The 18517-nt window shown below is 63.1% G+C and carries 21 protein-coding genes and 3 tRNA genes; 16 read left to right on the forward strand and 8 right to left on the reverse strand.

Annotation, left to right across the window (positions count from 1 at the left end; all coding sequences use genetic code 11):
* Positions 1-18 precede the first annotated feature (18 nt).
* Entirely contained in the window at positions 19-696 is a 678-nt protein-coding gene (locus tag A3OO_RS0112815; RefSeq protein WP_018408239.1) for a hypothetical protein, read from the forward strand.
* A 72-nt stretch (positions 697-768) separates the two neighbouring features.
* Here the strand turns inward: A3OO_RS0112815 and A3OO_RS0112820 are convergent, their stop codons facing one another.
* The 3 genes from A3OO_RS0112820 to A3OO_RS0112830 are packed head-to-tail and all read right to left on the reverse strand — an operon-like array spanning position 769 to position 3459.
* Positions 769-2139 carry an ATP-binding protein gene (locus A3OO_RS0112820; RefSeq protein ID WP_018408240.1) on the reverse strand — a complete coding sequence of 457 codons (1371 nt, stop codon included), beginning with the start codon at positions 2137-2139 and terminating at the stop codon, positions 769-771.
* A 19-nt stretch (positions 2140-2158) separates the two neighbouring features.
* The gene (locus A3OO_RS0112825) at positions 2159-2899 is read right to left on the reverse strand and encodes a response regulator (protein WP_040573876.1); all 741 of its coding nucleotides are present in this window, start codon (positions 2897-2899) and stop codon (positions 2159-2161) included.
* Positions 2896-3459: a MarR family winged helix-turn-helix transcriptional regulator gene (locus A3OO_RS0112830; RefSeq protein ID WP_018408242.1), complete on the reverse strand. Its 564-nt coding sequence runs from the start codon at positions 3457-3459 to the stop codon at positions 2896-2898. The genes A3OO_RS0112825 and A3OO_RS0112830 overlap by 4 nt, the downstream gene beginning before the upstream one ends.
* A gap of 134 nt (positions 3460-3593) precedes the next feature.
* On the opposite strand from A3OO_RS0112830, the gene A3OO_RS0112835 reads away from it, so the two are divergent.
* A complete protein-coding gene (locus A3OO_RS0112835; protein ID WP_018408243.1) occupies positions 3594-4484 on the forward strand; it encodes a branched-chain amino acid aminotransferase in 891 nt (296 codons plus the stop codon).
* Between the two features lie 39 nt (positions 4485-4523).
* On the opposite strand, the gene A3OO_RS0112840 is transcribed toward A3OO_RS0112835, so the two are convergent.
* The gene (locus A3OO_RS0112840) at positions 4524-5993 is read right to left on the reverse strand and encodes an aspartate aminotransferase family protein (RefSeq protein ID WP_018408244.1); all 1470 of its coding nucleotides are present in this window, start codon (positions 5991-5993) and stop codon (positions 4524-4526) included.
* A gap of 401 nt (positions 5994-6394) precedes the next feature.
* On the opposite strand from A3OO_RS0112840, the gene A3OO_RS0112850 reads away from it, so the two are divergent.
* From A3OO_RS0112850 to A3OO_RS0112895, 10 genes are all read left to right on the forward strand, one after another.
* Positions 6395-7006 (forward strand): cold-shock protein, encoded by a 612-nt coding sequence (locus A3OO_RS0112850; RefSeq protein WP_018408246.1) that lies wholly within the window; start codon positions 6395-6397, stop codon positions 7004-7006.
* A gap of 40 nt (positions 7007-7046) precedes the next feature.
* The gene (locus A3OO_RS0112855) at positions 7047-7508 is read left to right on the forward strand and encodes a DUF192 domain-containing protein (protein WP_026222952.1); all 462 of its coding nucleotides are present in this window, start codon (positions 7047-7049) and stop codon (positions 7506-7508) included.
* 83 nt (positions 7509-7591) lie between these two features.
* A tRNA-Pro gene (locus A3OO_RS0112860) sits at positions 7592-7668 on the forward strand.
* 64 nt (positions 7669-7732) lie between these two features.
* Entirely contained in the window at positions 7733-8041 is a 309-nt protein-coding gene (locus A3OO_RS0112865) for an ETC complex I subunit (protein ID WP_026222953.1), read from the forward strand.
* Positions 8042-8050: 9 nt separating this feature from the next.
* A tRNA-Arg gene (locus tag A3OO_RS0112870) sits at positions 8051-8127 on the forward strand.
* Positions 8128-8208: 81 nt separating this feature from the next.
* Positions 8209-8285, forward strand: a tRNA-Arg gene (locus A3OO_RS0112875).
* 28 nt (positions 8286-8313) lie between these two features.
* Positions 8314-9036, forward strand: a complete 723-nt coding sequence (locus A3OO_RS0112880) for a DUF2865 domain-containing protein (RefSeq protein WP_018408249.1) — start codon at positions 8314-8316, stop codon at positions 9034-9036.
* A gap of 126 nt (positions 9037-9162) precedes the next feature.
* Complete coding sequence (locus tag A3OO_RS0112885) at positions 9163-9807, forward strand: DUF47 domain-containing protein (protein WP_018408250.1); 645 nt, start codon at positions 9163-9165, stop codon at positions 9805-9807.
* A gap of 9 nt (positions 9808-9816) precedes the next feature.
* Entirely contained in the window at positions 9817-10815 is a 999-nt protein-coding gene (locus A3OO_RS0112890; RefSeq protein WP_018408251.1) for an inorganic phosphate transporter, read from the forward strand.
* Positions 10812-11282, forward strand: a complete 471-nt coding sequence (locus tag A3OO_RS0112895) for an NUDIX hydrolase (protein WP_018408252.1) — start codon at positions 10812-10814, stop codon at positions 11280-11282. Before A3OO_RS0112890 ends, A3OO_RS0112895 begins: the two co-directional genes overlap by 4 nt.
* Before the next feature lie 5 nt (positions 11283-11287).
* On the opposite strand, the gene A3OO_RS0112900 is transcribed toward A3OO_RS0112895, so the two are convergent.
* Complete coding sequence (locus A3OO_RS0112900; protein ID WP_040573433.1) at positions 11288-11644, reverse strand: hypothetical protein; 357 nt, start codon at positions 11642-11644, stop codon at positions 11288-11290.
* Between the two features lie 74 nt (positions 11645-11718).
* Entirely contained in the window at positions 11719-12903 is a 1185-nt protein-coding gene (metC, locus tag A3OO_RS0112905) for a cystathionine beta-lyase (RefSeq protein ID WP_018408254.1), read from the reverse strand.
* Positions 12904-12978: 75 nt separating this feature from the next.
* On the opposite strand from metC, the gene A3OO_RS0112910 reads away from it, so the two are divergent.
* A complete protein-coding gene (locus A3OO_RS0112910) occupies positions 12979-14010 on the forward strand; it encodes an amino acid ABC transporter substrate-binding protein (protein ID WP_018408255.1) in 1032 nt (343 codons plus the stop codon).
* Here A3OO_RS0112910 and A3OO_RS0112915 read toward each other — a convergent pair.
* Positions 14003-14593: a DUF2478 domain-containing protein gene (locus A3OO_RS0112915; RefSeq protein ID WP_018408256.1), complete on the reverse strand. Its 591-nt coding sequence runs from the start codon at positions 14591-14593 to the stop codon at positions 14003-14005. The genes A3OO_RS0112910 and A3OO_RS0112915 overlap by 8 nt on opposite strands.
* Before the next feature lie 119 nt (positions 14594-14712).
* Between A3OO_RS0112915 and A3OO_RS0112920 the strand changes: the two genes are divergently transcribed.
* Positions 14713-15420, forward strand: coding sequence for a hypothetical protein (locus A3OO_RS0112920; RefSeq protein WP_018408257.1), 708 nt, complete (start codon positions 14713-14715; stop codon positions 15418-15420).
* 10 nt (positions 15421-15430) lie between these two features.
* Complete coding sequence (locus A3OO_RS0112925) at positions 15431-16156, forward strand: DnaJ domain-containing protein (RefSeq protein WP_018408258.1); 726 nt, start codon at positions 15431-15433, stop codon at positions 16154-16156.
* 44 nt (positions 16157-16200) lie between these two features.
* Here the strand turns inward: A3OO_RS0112925 and A3OO_RS0112930 are convergent, their stop codons facing one another.
* Complete coding sequence (locus tag A3OO_RS0112930) at positions 16201-17871, reverse strand: serine hydrolase (RefSeq protein WP_018408259.1); 1671 nt, start codon at positions 17869-17871, stop codon at positions 16201-16203.
* Between the two features lie 236 nt (positions 17872-18107).
* On the opposite strand from A3OO_RS0112930, the gene A3OO_RS0112935 reads away from it, so the two are divergent.
* Positions 18108-18446 (forward strand): phasin family protein, encoded by a 339-nt coding sequence (locus A3OO_RS0112935; RefSeq protein ID WP_026222954.1) that lies wholly within the window; start codon positions 18108-18110, stop codon positions 18444-18446.
* The last annotated feature ends 71 nt before the right edge of the window (positions 18447-18517 follow it).

An 18517-nucleotide genomic window follows, 5' to 3' on the forward strand; every position in this document is an offset into this window, starting at 1 on the left:
TCGGACCTGGAGACAGACATGACCAGCGGCGGCTCCCGCGACCGAGTGATCGATGCGACGCTGCGGCTCGCCACGCGGCGAGAGTTCAGCGACGTGACGCTCACCGATATCGCTCATGAGGCTGGCAACTCGCTTGCCGATCTGCGCGAACTTTTTCCATCGAAGGGCGCGATCATGGGGGCGTTCTCTCGGCGCATCGACCGGGAGGTTCTCGACGCGGCGCCCAAGGAAGCCTCACACGAACCCGCGCGCGAGCGGCTCTATGACGTTTTGCGCCGCCGGCTCGATTCGCTCGAACCGCATCGTGAGGCGCTGGCGAGCGTCGGCCGCTGGGCGGCGCGCGATCCGCTCACCGCCGCGGCGCTCAACCGCGAAACCGTGAACTCGATGCGCTTCATGCTGGAGGCGGCGGACATCGACAGCGAGGGCCCGGTCGGCTCGCTCAAACTGCAGGGGTTGGCGTTAGCCTGGAGCCGCGTGCTCGAGGATTGGTTCGCAGGCGATATTCACGACGCCCTATCGACGCTCGATCGCGAACTCACGCGCGGCGAGCGCTACGTCGATCGGGCGGAGGATTTCGCAAGACTGACGCGGCCCTTCTATTCCTTCGCGCAAAGTCTGTTCGGCTGGCGGACGCGACGTGGTGGGCGCGATTACCACGACGACGACAGCGGCTATCCCCACGCGCGCGCGTGATTGGCTGCCGCCCGGAGCAGGTTCCTCGATGAGAACCTGCTCCACCATTTTGGTATCGAGCGATTCCTTGCTCTAAAGCGGGAGACTTGCCGTCGCCCGCAAGCCGCCGAGCGGGCTGCGGTCGAGCGTAATGTCCCCGCCATGGCCGCGTGCGATGTCGCGTGCGATGGCGAGGCCTAGCCCTGAGTTTCCGTCGTTCTGGTTGCGGGATTCGTCTAGCCGGTAGAACGGCCTGAAAGCGTCTTCGCGACGCTCGACGGCGATGCCGGGCCCGTCGTCATCGATATGAACGGTCATCATCGCGCCGTCATTGATCACTGAGAGTTCGATCCGCTTGCCGTAGCGCTGCGCATTGCCGACCAGGTTGGCGAGCAGCCGCTTGATCGCCGCCGGCCGCGCGACGATTGTCGGATCGCCCTCAATCTTCACGGACGCCGCGAGACCGCGCTTCACAGTGTCCGCCCGCAGTTCGTCGAGGATGGCCGCAATATCGGTGGGGGAGGATTTTTCGTCGCCGTCGCCGCGCGCAAAGGCGAGATAGGCCTCGACCATGCGCTCCATCTCGTCGACATCCTTGCGCATTTCGACGGCTTCATGCGAATCGCGCATCAGCGCCAGCGAAAGCTTGAAACGCGTGATGATGGTTCGCAGATCGTGCGAAACGCCATTGAGCATCGTCGTGCGTTGCTCGATCGCGCGTTCGAAACGGCGTTTCATGTCGAGAAAGGCGGCTCCCGCCTGACGCACCTCGCGTGCGCCGCGCGGACTGAATACGACATTGCGGCCTTTGCCGAACTCCTCGGCGGCGCGGGCCAGCCGCAGGATCGGCCTGATCTGATTGCGCAAGAAGGACGTGGCGATGGCGAGGATGATGACTGAGGCGATCGCCATCCACATGAAGAAAATATACGAGTTCGAGGCGTATGCGTGCGTGCGCGTGGCGAGCATTCTCAACGTCGCGTCGTTGAGCGCGACGCGGATTTCGATCAGGCTGCCGGGAAGCGCGGTGTTGATCCAGAAGGGCTCCTTAAGTTTGCGCGTGAGCTCCTTCGTGAGCGCCTTGTCCAGCAGCGAGAACAAAGACGACTTTGGCGCCGGCCCAGGCAGGTCCTGCTTGGGGAGAACCGCAATCTCCATATTGAGATCGAAGGCGGCGATGCGGCGCAGTCGCGCGTGATCCGGGTCGTCCGGGAACGTCTGGTAGATATCGACGAGCGCCGCCACTTGCCGGGCCACCCCCGCGGAAAGACGGTAGGTCACGACCTCCCAATGCCGCTCCATGAAAACATAGGCGACCGCGGACTGGAGGAGCACGACCGGCAGGATCACGATCAGCAGCGCGCGGGCGTAAAGCCCCTTCGGCATGCGGTCATGCAGCCAGTTGGCGAAGCGCCGCCACAGATTGCGGGGCGCGGCGAGAACTTCCGGTAAGACGACTGTCATCGTGACGACTCTATCATTTTCAGCCGTTGGCGCGTAGCGGGTCGACGAGCAGACGATAGCCGTGCCCGCGCACCGTCTGAAGATAGCGCGGCGCATTCGGGTCGGTCTCGATCTTTCGCCTCAATCGGGCGATCTCAACATCGACGCTGCGCTCGCTCGCGCTTCGTGCGGGATCACGTTGCGCCAAAGTTTGGCGGGAGACAATCGCGCCGTCGCTTTCGGCCAGCGCCCGCAACAGATCGCGCTCGCGCGTCGTGAGGCGGACCGGCGCGCCGTCGTGCAGCAACTCGCCTCGCGACGGATCAAAGGCGAATTCGCCAAAGCGCTTTGGTCCCGCGGAATCTGCGCGCCGCGCGCGGCGCAAAATGCTGGCGATGCGCAGCGACAACTCCCGCGGATCGAAAGGCTTGGCGAGATAGTCATCGACGCCGGCTTCAAGCCCTTCGACACGGTCCGCCGTCTCGGTAAGCGCCGTCAGCATCAGGATGGGCGCGGAGCGCAGCGGTTCCGCGCTCTTGCGCAGCCGCGCCACGAAGGCCGTGCCGCTTTCGCCAGGCATCATGACATCCAGGACAATGAGATCGAAGGCGATGTCGCGCATTCTGGCGCTCGCCTCCCTCGTATCGGCCGCAGCGCTAACGAAATAGCCCTCATTCATCAAATAGCGCGAGAGCAAGGTGCGAATGCGCTGATCGTCGTCAACGACGAGGATATGGGCCGCTTTCGCGTGCGGCGCGGCGCGTTGGGAAATAACCGTCATGTCGCGGCGCCGGCTGTTTTCGCGCATGCAAGATGCGCTCGAACGCGTTCGCGCTCGCCGGAGTCGATCATCGCGAACAGGAATTTTGAGGCGGCGCCGCGCGCCGCAGGCGGGAGCTCGTCCATGACTGTCCGGAAACGCGCTGATTGCAGCGCCGCGAGATCGCGCGCGAGCGTCGCGCCCTTGGGGGTCGGATAGAGCAGGCGCTGGCGGCGGTCGACGACGCCGGCGCGCGCCTCGACGAAGCCCGCCTCAAGAAGTTGTTTGAGCACGCGGTTGAGGCTCTGCTTGGTGATTTTCAAAATGTCCAGCAGCGCGGCGATGGTGAGGCCAGGGCGACGGTTGACGAAATGCAGCACACGGTGATGCGCCCGTCCGAACCCATAGTTCTCGAGCAGCCGGTCGGCGTCCCCCACGAAATCACGATAGGCGAAAAAAAATAACTCCACGAGCTCGAGCGCGTCGCCGTCGCCCGCGGCGGCGGCCGCTTCCGCGGCCGTATTCGGCCAGGCGGCGACGCTGGGCGGCTCGGGGATTTTTCCCGCTACGAGTTCATCCACGCTATTTATTGCCTGACGTTTTGGCACGAGCTATTTACGTCAACTATATTGACATAAATCTGACCGATAGCTAGTGCTGACCAAGCGTCGCAGCGCCTTGTTTGGCCTCTCGATCGCGTCTTCCGGAGTTCGCCATGTCGCTTCCGCCCTTCGATCAGCGCGACGGATTCATTTGGTATAATGGTGCGCTCGTTCCGTGGCGCGAAGCGAAGCTTCACGTTCTCTCGCATGGGCTGCATTACGCGTCTTGCGTCTTCGAAGGCGAGCGCGCCTACGGCGGGACGATCTTCAAATCGCGGGAACATTCCGAGCGGTTTCAGACGTCCGCTCGAATCCTCGATTTCGAGATTCCATACAGCGTCGAAGAGATCGACGCCGCTAAGCATGAGACCGTCAAGGCCAATGGCCTCTCGAACTGCTATGTGCGTCCGGTGGCTTGGCGCGGCAGCGAAATGATGGCGGTCGCGGCGCAGAATTCGACGATCAACGTCGCAATCGCCGTTTGGGATTGGCCGAGCATGTTTGACGTCGAGACCAAGATGAAAGGCATCAAGCTCGACATCGCCGAATACCGGCGCCCCGATCCGCTGACCGCGCCTTCGATGGCGAAGGCCGCAGGTCTTTATATGATTTGCACCATTTCGAAGCACCGCGCGGAGCGGCGCGGCTTTGCCGACGCGCTGATGTACGATTGGCTCGGCCGAGTCGCCGAATGCACCGGCGCAAACGTCTTTTTTGTTCAGGACGGCGCGCTGCATACGCCGATCGCCGATTGTTTCCTCGACGGCATCACCAGGCGCACGGTGATTGACCTTGCGAAAAGACGCGGCGTTGAAGTCGTCGAGCGCAGGATCATGCCTGAGGAGCTGGCGTCGTTTTCGGAGTGCCTCATCTGCGGCACCGGCGCAGAAGTGACGCCCGTTTCGGAAATCGGCGTCTATCGCTTCACGCCGGGCGAGCTTTCGCGCGCGCTGATCGAAGACTATTCGCGCGAGGTGGAAAAGCAGCCTTCGCCCGCGGCTTGAGCGCGACTCTGCGCGCGGCTCCCACGCGCGCAAAAGCGGTCAGCCGCTCATTCGCGCCTTAATCGCGTGTTCCGCCAGAGTCTTGCCGAGCGACCAGACGGCGGACGGCGCCTTATGCGCGTCTGCAATGACCGCATCGAAGGATTGCTCGATCCAATCGCAATCTTCATCGGAAATCGTGAGCGGCGGCAGCAGCTTGATCGTGTGATTGCCGTGCCCGGCCACTTGCGTCAGCACTTTATGATCGCGAAACAGCGGGATGGAGATGAGTTGGCAGAACAGGCCTGAATTCACCGTCTCCAGGAGATTCCAAGCGGCCTTCAGTTTGAACGACTTCGGCGGCCCGAATTCGATTCCGATCATGAGGCCCTTGCCGCGCACGTCGGCGACAAGCTCGTAGCCGCCAGCCATCCGTTGGAACGAAGCGAGCAGACGGTCGCCCGTCTTGGCCGCATTCTCGATCACCCGCTCGTTCTTCAGCACGTCGAGCGTTACGACGCCGGCCGCCATAGCGAGATCGTTCTTGCTGAAGGTCGAGCCGTGCACGACGGCGCGATCCATGCGGTCGAAGACCTTGTCGAAGATCGCTTTACGCGTGAGCACCGCTCCGACCGGAACATGGCCGCCGGACAGCGCCTTTGCGACGACGATCATATCGGGTTCGACGCCCGGGAAGTGATCGATGGCGAAAAACCGGCCCGTCCGGCCCACTCCCGTCTGAATCTCGTCGGCGACGAACAGCGTTCCGTATTTGCGGCAGAGCGCCTGCGCGCCGAGAAGATAGCCCTCTTGCGGAATGTTGACGCCCTTGCCCTGGATCGGCTCGACGAAGAAGGCGGCGACGTCGCGGCCCGCCAAAGCGCGTTCGAGCGCTTCGAGATCATCGAACGCGACCTCGCGCGCATTCGGCAGCAGCGGCCCAAAACCCTTCTTGAAGATTTCGTCGCCGTTCATCGACAGCGAACCATATGTCAGACCGTGAAAGGAATGCGCGCAGTGCAAGATTCCGGGCCGACCCGTCGCCGCGCGCGCGAATTTGATCGCCGCTTCAACCGACTCCGCGCCCGAATTGGCGAAAAAGACCTTTTCCAGCCAAGGCGCGTAGGCGAGCAATTTTTCCGCGAGAACGCCGGCCAGCACTGAAACGTCAAGTTGCACGAGATTGGCGAACTCGCCGTCAAGCACGCTTACGAGCGCATCGCGCACGGCCGGATGGTTGCGTCCGAGCGCGAAGACTCCCCAGCCGCTGAGGAGATCGAGATAGCGGTCGCCCTTGCGGTCCCACAGATAAGGCCCAAGGCCCCGGGTGAAGCCAACGTCATAGCCGATCGTCTTGAGAACGCGCACCCACATTTCATTGAGGTGCTTTGTATGCAGCGAAAAGCGCTCGCTCTCGCGGGCCGCCACAAGCGCGGCAAGATCATAGCGGGGATCAACTTGCGCTGGGGCGCTTCCCGTAGCGCGGACAGTCTTGGGCGCGTTCGCTGGCGCGGTCGACGAGTTGGTCATTGGCGGCGCTCCAACCGAGGAAAGGCGGGCAGGCGACAGGGCGCACGAGGCTCGCCGGGTTCCGATTGCGCGCCCGGGGCGCGTTTGTCAAATCCCCGTCGATGTGGCGCATGAGCCACAGGCTCAAAGATTTTGGACGTCTCCGCCGATTTTATCCGCGACAGAATCTGCGTTTATCGCGCAATATCGCTGCACGCGTCGTGGCGCGCGCGCATGTTTCAGTTTCTGCGACAATGGCTTCGCCCATTCGCGCAGCGCGGCGCGCGTATCCACAGACATTCGTTGGTGGACGAAATTTGCCGGTTGGATGGCGCGCCGTGGGTGTTATCTTGTTAAGAGTGATTCATGAGCGACGCGGGGTGATTCGCGCTACAGGATAATTGCCAGCGCGCGCCAATCGAATGCTCTGGATCAGCACGGGGAGTTGGTCGGTGAGCGCTAAAGTGACTTTTCAAGATGATTTGACAACAAGCGCGACAGAATCCGATGAGGCCGGCCTCGAATTGGTCGAAGTCGCGGGACGGATTAAATGGTTCGATGTCGCCAAGGGCTATGGTTTCGTGGTGCCCGACGACGGCTCCGACGATATTCTCCTGCATGTCACCATTCTCCGCCGCGGCGGTCTGCAAACGGCCTTTGAAGGCGCGCGAGTCGTTTGCGAGGCGCAGAAGCGCGGCAAGGGCATGCAGGTCTTTCGCGTCATCGCGATGGACGAAACCACTGCGGTGCATCCGTCACAATCCTGCGCCGGGCGCACCCATGTTCAGGTTGTCCCGACAAGCGGCTATGAGATCGCCATCGTCAAATGGTTCAACCGCATGAAGGGATTCGGCTTCCTCACGCGCGGCGAAGGCACCGAAGACATCTTTCTGCACATGGAGACGGTGCGCCGCTACGGCATGACCGAACTCAAGCCGGGCGATAGCGTGCTCGTGCGTTACGGCGACGGTCCCAAGGGTCTGATGGCGGCCGAAGTGCGGCCGCTCGACGCTAAAAGCGTCCCGTCGCACTGAAGACATCCATGCTGCGCACGGCTCTTTGGAGCCCACCCGAATGAGAACTGCGCAAATCTTCCGCACGATAGTTATGTCGATCTTTCTGGCGCTGATCGCCTCGACAGTCGCGCGGGCCGAACCCGCCGTTGAAATCATGCGCATCGTGACGGCGACGGGCGAGCATGACTTCAAAGTCGAAGTCGCCGACACGCCCAGGGCGCGCGCCCGCGGCCTCATGTTCCGCAAATCGATGCCCGCCGATCACGGCATGCTGTTCGAATTCAAGGCCGAGGGGCCTGTTTCGATGTGGATGAGAAATACTTACATTCCGCTCGATATGGTTTTCATCGGGCGTGATGGGCGTGTGGTGGGCGTAGCCGCCGACACCGAGCCGATGTCGGAGCGAATCATCCCTTCGCCTGCGCCAGCCTATGCGGTGCTGGAGCTGAACGCCGGCGCCGCGCGGAAAATGTCGCTCGCGCCCGGGGACCAGGTGCGGCACCGCATGTTCAAGCGATAGTCGCATTCCCTTGTGAGGGGCGGCCGTGCGTGGTAGCGAAATTTGAGCGAGGGCAGAGCCGCCGTAGGCGCGGCTTGGTCCGGCGGGGTATAGCGCAGCCTGGTAGCGCGGAAGTTTTGGGTACTTCAGGTCGCAGGTTCGAATCCTGCTGCCCCGACCAGCGCGAAGACCGCCGCGCGCCGCTCTCATGACGCGTCTACGAGCGCAGCCAACGACGAGGCCCTATGACCGCACGCATTTATCTTCCAGCGCCGAGCGCCACTCAGTCCGGTCCGGGATCGGACATGTGGCGGCTTGACTTCGAGCCGGAGCTTCCGCGCAGCATCGAGCCGCTCATGGGCTGGACGAGCTCCGGTGACATGCGCCAGCAGGTCAGGCTCAATTTTTCCACCAAGGAGGAGGCGATCGCCTACGCGGAGCGCAGCGGCCTCGCCTACCGGGTCGAGGAGCCGAAGCCCAATCTGGCGGCCCGGCGCGGCGCATCCTATTCAGATAATTTCAAGACCAGCCGCATCGGTCTCTGGACGCACTGAGGCTGTTTCGACCCCGTAGCTCAGCCGGATAGAGCAACTGCCTTCTAAGCAGTAGGTCGCAGGTTCGAATCCTGCCGGGGTCGCCATATATGACTACCCTGTCGGGCGTTGCTGGCGCCGCGTTGGCCGAACTGATACGGTCCCGCGGCGAAAGCTGCGCCGTCGACGGCTCCGTAGCTCAGCTGGATAGAGCAACTGCCTTCGAAGCAGTAGGTCGCAGGTTCGAATCCTGCCGGGGTCGCCAGTCGAAGTATAGTAGACGGGGACGGCGAATGCGGCTCAACCGCCCGGGTGCGACAGGGATCGCCGGCGCTCTGGCGTTCGCCTTGGCGCTCATCTCACCCTTCGACGTTTTGGCTCAAGGTGAATTTTTAGATTTCTTGTTCGGACCCGATCAACCTCCGGCGTTCTCGTCCCACCGCTCCTGGCGGGTCATGCGTGCGCGCCCGCGGCAGCCGCGGCGCCCGCCGAAGACTTCAGTTCATTACGCCAAACCCGAACCCGTAGGCGCCGCCGACACGGACTCGATGTCCGGCGGCGGCTACTGCGTGCGCGCCTGCGACGGCTATTATTTTCCCCTCGTCAAATTATCGCGGATTTCCGGCCAGCACTCTTGCGAACTCGCCTGTCCGTCGGCACAGGTGCAGCTCTACGAGGGCGCAAGCATCGAGCAGGCGCGCAACGCCAAAGGGCAACGCTATTCGGCGCTTCCGGCGGCGTTCAGCTTTCGCGACAAGCTGACGGCGGGGTGCGCGTGCAACGATCCGGCCGCGTCTCACGACTATTACCTTGGGCTGTCCCGCCGCGATCCCACATTGCAAACCGGGGATATCCTTGTTGGCGAGAAGGGCGCATTCATTTACAGCCGCTCAAGCCTGGTGAGCGTCAGTCACGCCTCGCGCCAGATCAGGGCGCGGCTACGAGGTGTGCTGTCGCGCGACCTTGCGCGGGAAGAGGCGCACGCCTCCCGGAACGGATTCCGTCGCGCTGAATAGACGCAGCGCCCGCCAAAATCGTCGCGGCCGCGGCGTCTCGCGCTTTACACTCGAAGCCGCGCCGGCTATGTGCCGCGAGCTCGTTTGTGACGCTTTTGTGACAGATTCGCGGGAGGCGAGAGCGCCATGCTGTCTTGGTTTCAGGCGCTCATGCCGAGAGAGGAGCGCTTCTTCGATCTTTTCGAGCGGCATGCGGAGACGCTCGTCGCCGGATCACACGCCTTGCGGGACTTGCTGAACGGGGGGGACCGCGTGCTCGTCTGCAGTCAAGAAATCCGCCGCCAGGAACATGAGGCGGACGCGATCGTCCGCGAGGCCCATCTGGCGGTTCGCCGCACGTTCATCACCCCGTTTGATCGCAGCGACATCCGTGACCTGGTCACCGCGATGGACGACGCGATCGACCAAATGCATCAAACGGCGAAGGCGACGCTGCTCTACGAGACGCGAGATTTTGAGCCCGGCATGCGTCGCATGGGCGACATTATCGTCCAATCGGCGGAGCTCACGCGCAGCGCCATACCTTTGTTGCGCTTGATGCGCCAGAATGCCGGCAGGCTCAACGCGTTCAGCGAGGAGATTACCCGCATTGAGGACGAGGCCGACGCTATCCACGATCAGGGCCTGAAGGAGCTGTTTCTGGCGCACCGCCACAAAGACCCGATGGCGTTTATCGTCGGCGCGGAAATCTACGGCCATCTTGAAAGAGTCGTCGACGGCTTCGAGGACGTCGCCGACCGCGTCGCCGGCATCGTCATCGAGCATACTTAGGGACGACGCTTGCAGAACTTTTCATTCTATCTGATTGGGCTCGTCGCGGTCGCTCTGATCTTCGATTTCCTGAACGGTCTGCACGACGCCGCCAATTCCATCGCGACGATCGTCTCAACCCGCGTTCTGCGTCCGCAGTTCGCAGTGGCGTGGGCCGCCTTCTTCAACTTCATCGCCTTCCTGTTTTTTGGGCTTCACGTGGCGCAAACAGTGGGCGCTGGCATCGTCTCACCGGATATCGTGGATGATTTCGTAGTGTTCGGCGCACTGATGGGGGCGATCGTCTGGAATCTGATCACATGGGGATTGGGCATTCCGTCATCGAGTTCACACGCCCTCGTCGGAGGTCTCGTGGGCGCCGGCGTGGCCAAAGTCGGCGCGTCCGCGATCGTCTGGAACGGGCTGCTCAAGACCGGCGCAGCGATCGTATTGTCGCCGGCGCTCGGATTCGTCCTGGCGCTCGCGCTGATCCTGCTCGTGTCCTGGATATTCGTGCGCCGGACGCCGGGCGGCGTCGATTCGCTGTTTCGCATCCTGCAATTCGCCTCCGCCTCGCTTTATTCGCTGGGCCATGGCGGCAATGACGCGCAGAAAACCATGGGCGTGATCGCGGTGCTCCTCTATTCGCACGGGGCGCTCGGCGGTGAGTTCTACGTGCCATTTTGGGTTGTCATCGCCTGTCAGGCGGCGATGGGCCTTGGAACCTTGTTCGGCGGATGGCGGATCGTGCGCACGATGGGATCCAGGATCACCCGCCTGACGCCGGTGCAAGGGTTCTGCGCCGAGACGGGCGGCGCGATCACTCTGTTCCTCGCGACGGCGCTGGGCGTTCCTGTGTCGACGACGCATACGATCACCGGCGCGATCATTGGCGTGGGCGCGTCGAGGCGCGTGGCGGCGGTCCGCTGGAATGTCGCGAAGGACATTGTTGTCGCGTGGGTCATCACCATGCCGATGGCCGCCTTTTTCGCCGCGGCCTTCTACGTGCTCGCGAGGTTCGCGGCATGAAGACGCCCAAAACGAAGAAGAAGCGCGTCGGCGCAGGTTCTGTCCTTCGCACGCAATACGCGGCTTTACCTTGGCGAATCAACAATGGCCGCCTGGAGATCATGCTGGTCACCTCCCGCGACACAAAGCGCTGGGTGATTCCGAAGGGCTGGCCGATGAAAGGCCGCAAACCGCATATCGTCGCGGCGATCGAAGCGGTGCAGGAGGCGGGCCTCGTCGGCAAGACGGACAAAGTGAAGCTCGGCGATTTCCGCTATGAAAAACGCCTCGACAGCGGCGCGGCCGTCGACTGCTGCGTCGAGGTGTTTTCTCTCCGCGTGCAAAGGCAGCGCAAGAATTGGCGCGAGAAGAAGCAGCGCGCCACCCGATGGTTCGAGTGCGTCGTCGCCGCCGGACTCGTCGAGGAGCCAGAACTGCGCGACCTGATGCTGGCGTTCTGCGACGCGTCGACTCCGCCAAAAGTCTAGCGCGCCTAGCGCGTTTTCGCCGACGGAGGATCGGCGCGCATCCAGCCTTTCGGAAGCTTCATGCGGGCGGCCTTACAAAACCCCGTAGGTTCGGGAACTTTGGCGGTCTTGTCTCTCCTGCTCGAGCGGCTCTTGGCTCCAGCTGCTGGGGCAGCATCCTTGTCGCCTTTGTCGTAGACCGTCTTATCCTTGCAGACGTCGGGGCATTTGCCGATGAGGTCCGACTTGTTCTGGCCACATCCCTTGCAGGCGCATGTGGAGTTCGGAAAATCTTGACCACTGGCCGCCAGCGCCGACGCGACGCCCGCAATCAAAAAACTGCAGACGGCCACATAGGCAGCAACCCGGGAAACGGCCACCATACTGCTTCTCCTCTTCAACACATCTTTTCACGATAGGTATGCGAAAACCTGGAATGCGCTGCGGCGCGCCGCCTTCACGAGCCGTTGAGCCGAGCGAGCCCCGCCTCGAGATCCGACTTCAGATCTGCGACATCCTCCAGTCCGATCGAGAAGCGCAGCGCCGGTCCTTCCGGCGTCCAGCGCGTCGCCGTCCTGTATGAAGAGCAGTCGAAGGGCAGGACAAGGCTTTCATAGCCGCCCCATGAGAATCCGATACCGAACAATTCCAATCCGTCGACAAAAGCGGCGACCGCCTTTTTTGAAGTCTCTTTGAGGATAACCGAAAAAACGCCAGAGGCGCCGGTAAAGTCGCGTTTCCACAGCGCGTGTCCGGAATGCGTCGCAAGGGCGGGATGCAGCACGCGCGAAACTTCCGGTCGGTCCTCCAGCCACTGCGCGATGTCGAGGGCGGCGCGCTCCTGTTCGCGCAGCCGTAGCGCCATGGTGCGCAGCCCGCGTAAGGCGAGCGCAGCGTCGTCGGGACTAGACCCCATGCTGAAGGCGTTGAAGGTGGCGCGCAGGCGCTTCGCCCACTCAGAATTGGCGGAAACGAGCCCCATGAGGAGATCTGCGTGGCCAGCCAGATATTTGGTGCCGGCTTCGACGGCGAGGTCGCAGCCGCGCTCATGCGGCGGGAAGAATAGAGGGGTCGCCCAGGTGTTGTCCGCGATCACGCAGGCGCCATGGGCGTGGGCGGCGGCGGCGATTGCGGGAATGTCTTGAACTTCCATGGTCTGGGAACCGGGCGACTCGACGAGCACCGCGGTCGTTTCGGGCTTCATCATCGCGGCGATGCCGCCGCCGATCAAGGGATCATAATAGTCGACTTTGACCCCGAAGCGCGCGAGGAGACCGTCGCAGAAGATCCTCGTCGGCTGATAGGCGGAATCCACGATGAGCGCGTGCGCGCCCGCATGCGTCGCGGTGAGCAGCGCCAGCCCGATCGCGGCAAGGCCGGAGGGCGTCAACACCGTATCAGCGGCGCCGGCGATCTCGCTCCAGCCCTGCTCGAGCGCGCGAGTCGTGGGCGTTCCCTTGGTGCCGTAGGTGTACGGCTGCCGTAACGCCTCGAGAGCGGCGACCGTCGGGAAGAGCACCGTCGAACCGCGATAAATGGGCGGATTGACGAAGCCGAAATGATCGAATGGCGTGCGGCCGGCTTGCGTCACCAGAGTGGCCGGCTTTAACTTGCGCTTTGCTTTTCTCTTTTCTTCGGACATGCCGCCTCTGACGACTCGCTTTTGCGTGAACGCCGCGCGACCGTAGTATATCCTCCGCCGGATGCCGAGCCCGCCATGATCCGCCGCACAGCTTTCGCCTTCTTTGCGGCCTTCGCCGGAGCGCTTTTCGCCCTCAGCGCCGGGGCGCAAACGGATGTCGGTCCGACGCTTGCGCAAATCATGAAGCGCGGCTTTTTGACCTGCGGCGTCACCGACGCGCCCGGCTTTGCTCAGCGCGACGGCGCGGGCGAATGGCGTGGCTTCGACGTCGATTTCTGCCGGGCCGTCGCGAGCGCCGTCCTCGACGACCCGGCCAAGGCGCGATTCGTTGAGCTTTCGCAGAAAGAGCGCGCCGGCGCGCTGCAAGCCGGCGCCGCCGATCTGCTCGTCAGCGCGTCGCCGTGGACCCAGTCCCGCGACGCCGGCCAAAAGCTGATCTACGCCGCCGTATTCATGCACGACGGACAAGGGTTTTTGGTTCGACGCAAGCGCGGATCCGCTTCGGTTCAAGACCTGGACGGCGCATCGATCTGCATCGAGCAGGGCACGCCCTATGAACTCGCGGTCGCCGACTTTTTCCGCGCTCGCAAGGCGAAATATGATCCCAAGCTGTTTCCGAGCCTCGAGGAAGCGGCCAAGGCCTATGACGAGGAGAAATGCGAGGCGCTGACCGCTGACGTTTCCATGCTGCACAGCGTCCGCATCGGCTTGACCGCCCCTGCGGATCACGCGGTTCTGCCGGACCTTCTTTCGAAGTCGCCGCGCGGCCCGCTTGTGCGCCAAGGCGACGACCAGTGGCTGAACATCGTTCGCTGGACGCTTTTCGCGATGATCGACGCAGAGGAGCTGGAGGTGTCGAAGGCGAACGCCGACTCCGCTTTGTCTTCCGAAAATCCGCAAATACGGCGGCTGCTCGGCGTTGACGGCGCCCATGGCGACGATCTCGGCCTTTCTCAGGATTGGGCCTACCGAATCGTTAAACATGTCGGCAATTACGCCGACGTTTTTGAGCGCAATCTCGGGCAGGGCGCGCCTTACGCCATGGAGCGCAGGCTGAATGCTTTGTGGAACAAGGGCGGCCTGATGTATGCGCCGCCGGTCAGATAGACGTTCGATCCGGCGAGGGCGCGCGTAGCTTCGCCCACCAATCCGCCAACGCTTGGCGCTCGGGCGCGATGTCTTCCGCCAGCGGCCCGGCGAAGGCGCGCCATTCGTCGCGATAATGCGGAGAAACCGCCGCGATCACCGGAATGCGCGCGGTCATCGCCGCTCGGAAGGCGTCGCAGAGACCGCCGCGCGAGGCCTCCTGTTTGGAGAACTTGCTGACCACGATCAGTTGCGCGCCGTCGCGCGCCGCGCGCTCAATCGCCGCGCAGGCGAGCGCCAGTTCGCTCGTATCGAGATTGCAGGCGACCGAACCGGGGCCGAGGTCCTGCGAGATCGGATAAAATGCGCCGGTGGCGACGTCGCGCAACATGATCGCCGATCGGCCAGAGGGCTCAGCGACGCGCGTCTGCGTCACGCCGCCGACTCGCACGCCATCCCGCATCAGCTCTTCGGCGAAAGCTTGCATGAGGGACTGAACCCGAACGCTATCTTCCGCGGGCAGGGCCGCGATGCGCGTCCATCCGATCGCGGCCGACAGCGGCGACTCGCTCAAGGCATGAGATTCTTCGCTGGGGATCGACATCGAATCCTCGCCGTGCGCGCTGAAAGAGCCTATGTTTCAGGTTGCGCGCCAAGCCTCTTGTTTATCAGAGAGCGCGGCCGATTTGATAGAGAGCGTCCGATAAAACGACGTGAACCGCAGTGGGCGAACATTCACCTAAACCGCCGGCAGCTCAAGGCTCTGCGCAATCGGGGCCGATAGACGCCTTCCTGGACAAGGCCAAGAACGTCGCGACGAGCGCGTCGCGCGGACGCCTGATTTTCGCGCTGGACGCCACAATGAGCCGACAGCCGACCTGGGACATGGCCCAGTCGATTCAGGGCGAAATGTTCCGCACGACCGCCGCGCAGGGCGGACTGGACGTTCAACTCGTCTATTTCCGCGGCTTCGGGGAATGCCGCGCCTCGCGCTTTGTCTCGGGAGGCGAGGGGCTCGGCGCCCTGATGTCGCGCATCGCCTGTCGCGGCGGCCGCACGCAGATCGGCAAGGTTCTGCGTCACGCTCTCGATGAATCGCGTGCGGGACGCGTGGGCGCGCTTATTTACATCGGCGACGCCATGGAGGAACGGCTCGACGCCCTCGCGGCGACGGCAGGCGAACTCGGGTTGCTCGGCGTCAAAGCCTTCATGTTCCAGGAGGGCCAGGACTTAGCCGCACAGCAGGCCTATCGTGAGATCGCTCGCCTGACGGGCGGCGCCTATGCGGCGTTTGACGCCACGGCTCCGCGGCGTTTGGCGGAGCTTCTCGCCGCCGCGGCGGCGTATGCGGTGGGGGGCAGACGCGAATTGGAGCGGCGCGCCGACGAAGGCGAGGGCGCAGCGCGCCTGCTACTGTCTCAGATCGGTTGAGGATAAAAGGATGCCCATTCTGATCGGACTCATCGCCCTGCTCCTGACGATCATGGCGCTGAACGCCTATACGAAGACGTCGCCGGCGCTATTGGCGGTGATTTTCAAGCGCGGGGGCGGCTTCCTTGCTCTCGCGCTGGGCGCCTTGCTTCTGGTGCGGGGACGCCTTGACCTCGGCATGGCGCTCTTGGGCTTTGGCGTTTGGCTCATGGGCGTCGGCGGGGGCGCGCTGAGCGGCTTTCGCAAAGCGGGGGCAGGCGCCGGCGGCGTATCACGGGTTCGATCAGCGATGATCGAGATGGAGCTCGACCATTCCTCGGGAGCTATACGGGGCGTGATTCTGGCCGGGCAGCACGAAGGCGCGCATCTGGATTCATTGGCGCGGCCTGCGCTCCTCGAACTTTACGACGTTTGCCGCCGTGACGATCCTGACGGCGCCAGGCTCTTAGAGGCTTATCTGGACCGCCGATTTTCCGGCTGGCGTGCGGCAAGCGATACGCACGCAAACTCGGGGGGTTTTCGTCCGGGCGAGGGCGGCGCGCGTCGCTCGGGCGCGATTTCGGAAGACGAGGCTTACGAAATCCTCGGCCTCAAGCGCGGCGCGGCGGCGGCAGATATTGCGCGCGCCCATCGTGAATTGATGAAGAAGCTTCATCCAGATCTTGGCGGAACGACGGATCTTGCGGCCAGGGTAAACGAGGCCAAGGACGTCCTGATGCGGCGTCACCAGCACTGACGCACGTCGCGCGCTGTAGTCGTGGTCCCAAGTCGCGGACATGATCAGTTCTTTGTCGTGAAGCAGGAGAAGCCGGAGCGCTTGAGCGCCTTACACGCCGACTGCGCCGTGTCTTCCTCGAGTCCAGCGAAACGCGCGCGATAGAGCGTTTCGCTTCCCCTCTGAACCTTCTCGGTGAACGCCTTCGCGGTCGCGGGAAAGCCTTGCAGCTGGCTCCGAGCGCGCACGAGCAACTGGTTGGCTTTATCCTGATCGTCGGTCGCGCCGATCTGAATCATCCAGCCCGGGCGCCCAGGACGCGCGGCGTCCGCCTTGACCTGTGATTTTGCGCCGCTGCCGCGAATGGCGGAAGGCGTCGTCGACACGGGCGTAACGTCGATTTTACGCGCGCCGTTCGTCGTCGAGCCGTCGCGTGCGGCGACTGGCGTTGCGCCGGCGCGGCCTTTCGCGCCCGGAGACGCGCCCTTGCGTTCCGCATCCCTGTCGTCGCTCGTTCGCTTCTGACCGCCAGAAACGAAGGCAGGACGAACTGCTGGCCGCTCGGCGCTCTCCTGCGGCGGAATGGCCGCCGCCGGAACCGGAGCGTTCAGCTGGCGGACAAACGGTTCGGGCTCCGCACCCGAATTTTCCTGAGGCTCTGCATAAGCCAAGCGCTCGGCGGCGATCTGTTGGGCGCGTTCCGCGGCGCGCTCGGCGCGCATCGCGCGCTCAGAAGCGAGCCGGTCTTGCGCCTCGATGGCGCGCGGATCTTCGCTCACCGCCGCCGCAGTTCTTACGGAAGAGCCGCCGTCGATATTTTCCTCGATCAGTCCCGCCATGATGCGATCCCGCCCGTAGGCGGTCTTGCCGCCCATCACCACCGCGACGATGTGATGCCCGCGACGGCGCACGGAGGTCAGAAGATTGAAGCCGGACGCGCGCGTATAGCCGGTCTTGATGCCGTCCATGCCCTCGACCTGGCCGAGGAGATGATTGTGATTTCGGTGCAGCGCGCCATTGTAGGCGAAGCTCGGCGTCGAGAAATAGCGATAGTAGCGCGGAAAGCGCTCCTGGATGGCGCGTCCGAGCACCGCAAGATCATAGGCCGTCGTGACCTGATTTGGATCTGGAAGTCCCGATGCGTTCTCATAATTGGTGTTGCGCATCCCGAGCGCATGGGCCTTGCGCGTCATCATCTGCGCGAAACTATGCTCGTCGCCCGCGACGTTCTCGGCGATCGCGCAGGCGATGTCATTGGCCGATTTGGTGACGACCGCCTTGATCGCATTGTCGACGCTGATCGTCTGTCCAGGACGCAGGCCTAGCTTGGACGGCGCCTGCGCCGCCGCGTGTTGCGAAATCATCAGAGGCGAGTCGAGGCGCAGCCGCCCTTGTTCGAGCTGCTCGAACAGAAGATAGAGCGTCATCACCTTTGTGACCGAGGCTGGATGGCGCAACTCGTGCTCGGAGCGGGAATAGAGCGCGCGGCCGCTGTTGGCGTCGACGACGATGGCCGAAAAGCCGCGATGTTCGCCGACGACAGGATCGCTATTGGCGTTGGCGCGCGCCCGAACGGCCGAATTGCGGTCGTCAGAAGCGCTGCGGTGATGAAAATGATGTCTGCCGCGCGCCTCCGCGGGGATCGCCGACATTGTGACGAGGACCGTGATCGTGGCAAAGCTTGCCGCGAGGGAGCGGGGCCGCGGCAGGCGGTCCGACAAACTCGATCTCAGCATAAACGCGCCCCTTGACTTCACTGTTGTTCGCGCAACCGCCCAGCCGCGCCAAAAGTGACGATTTGGCAATTTAAGGGCTTGCAGTTACCCGCTGGTTAAGCGCTAGCCTCGCGCAACGTTTATTGCGCCGCAACATTTTCATTGACTTTAATTTGTGCATTGCATATAAAAAAGTCGTGAGCGGGCGCATAGCGCCGCATAGGGCGCCTTTGCGCCAAAATCATGAGGACGAACCCATGGCAGCTAATTTCGACAGCGTTCAGAAGCTCGGCAAAGAGCAGTTTGAAGCCGTGTCCGCCGCTGCGGCCGCGGTGACCAAGGGCTGGCAGAGCATCGCCGCCGAGACCACCGATTATTCCAAGAAATCCTTCGAAAAGAGCCGCGTCCTGGCCGAAAAGCTGATCGCGGTCAAGAAGATCGACGAAGCGCTTCAGCTTCAGTCCGATTTCGCCAAGAGCGCCTACGAGGATTTCATGGCCGAAGCGACCAAGCTCGGAGAGCTCTACACCTCGCTCGCCAAGGAAGCGTTCAAGCCGATCGAGTCTGCCGCGAAAGTCTATAGCCCGGCCGAGTAATAGGCGCTAAACACGTACGTCCAAAGCGCGGCTAGGACACATGAGCCCCGGGGAGGCTGTCGCCTCCGCCG

This window comes from Methylocystis rosea SV97, assembly GCF_000372845.1.
Classification (GTDB): domain Bacteria; phylum Pseudomonadota; class Alphaproteobacteria; order Rhizobiales; family Beijerinckiaceae; genus Methylocystis; species Methylocystis rosea.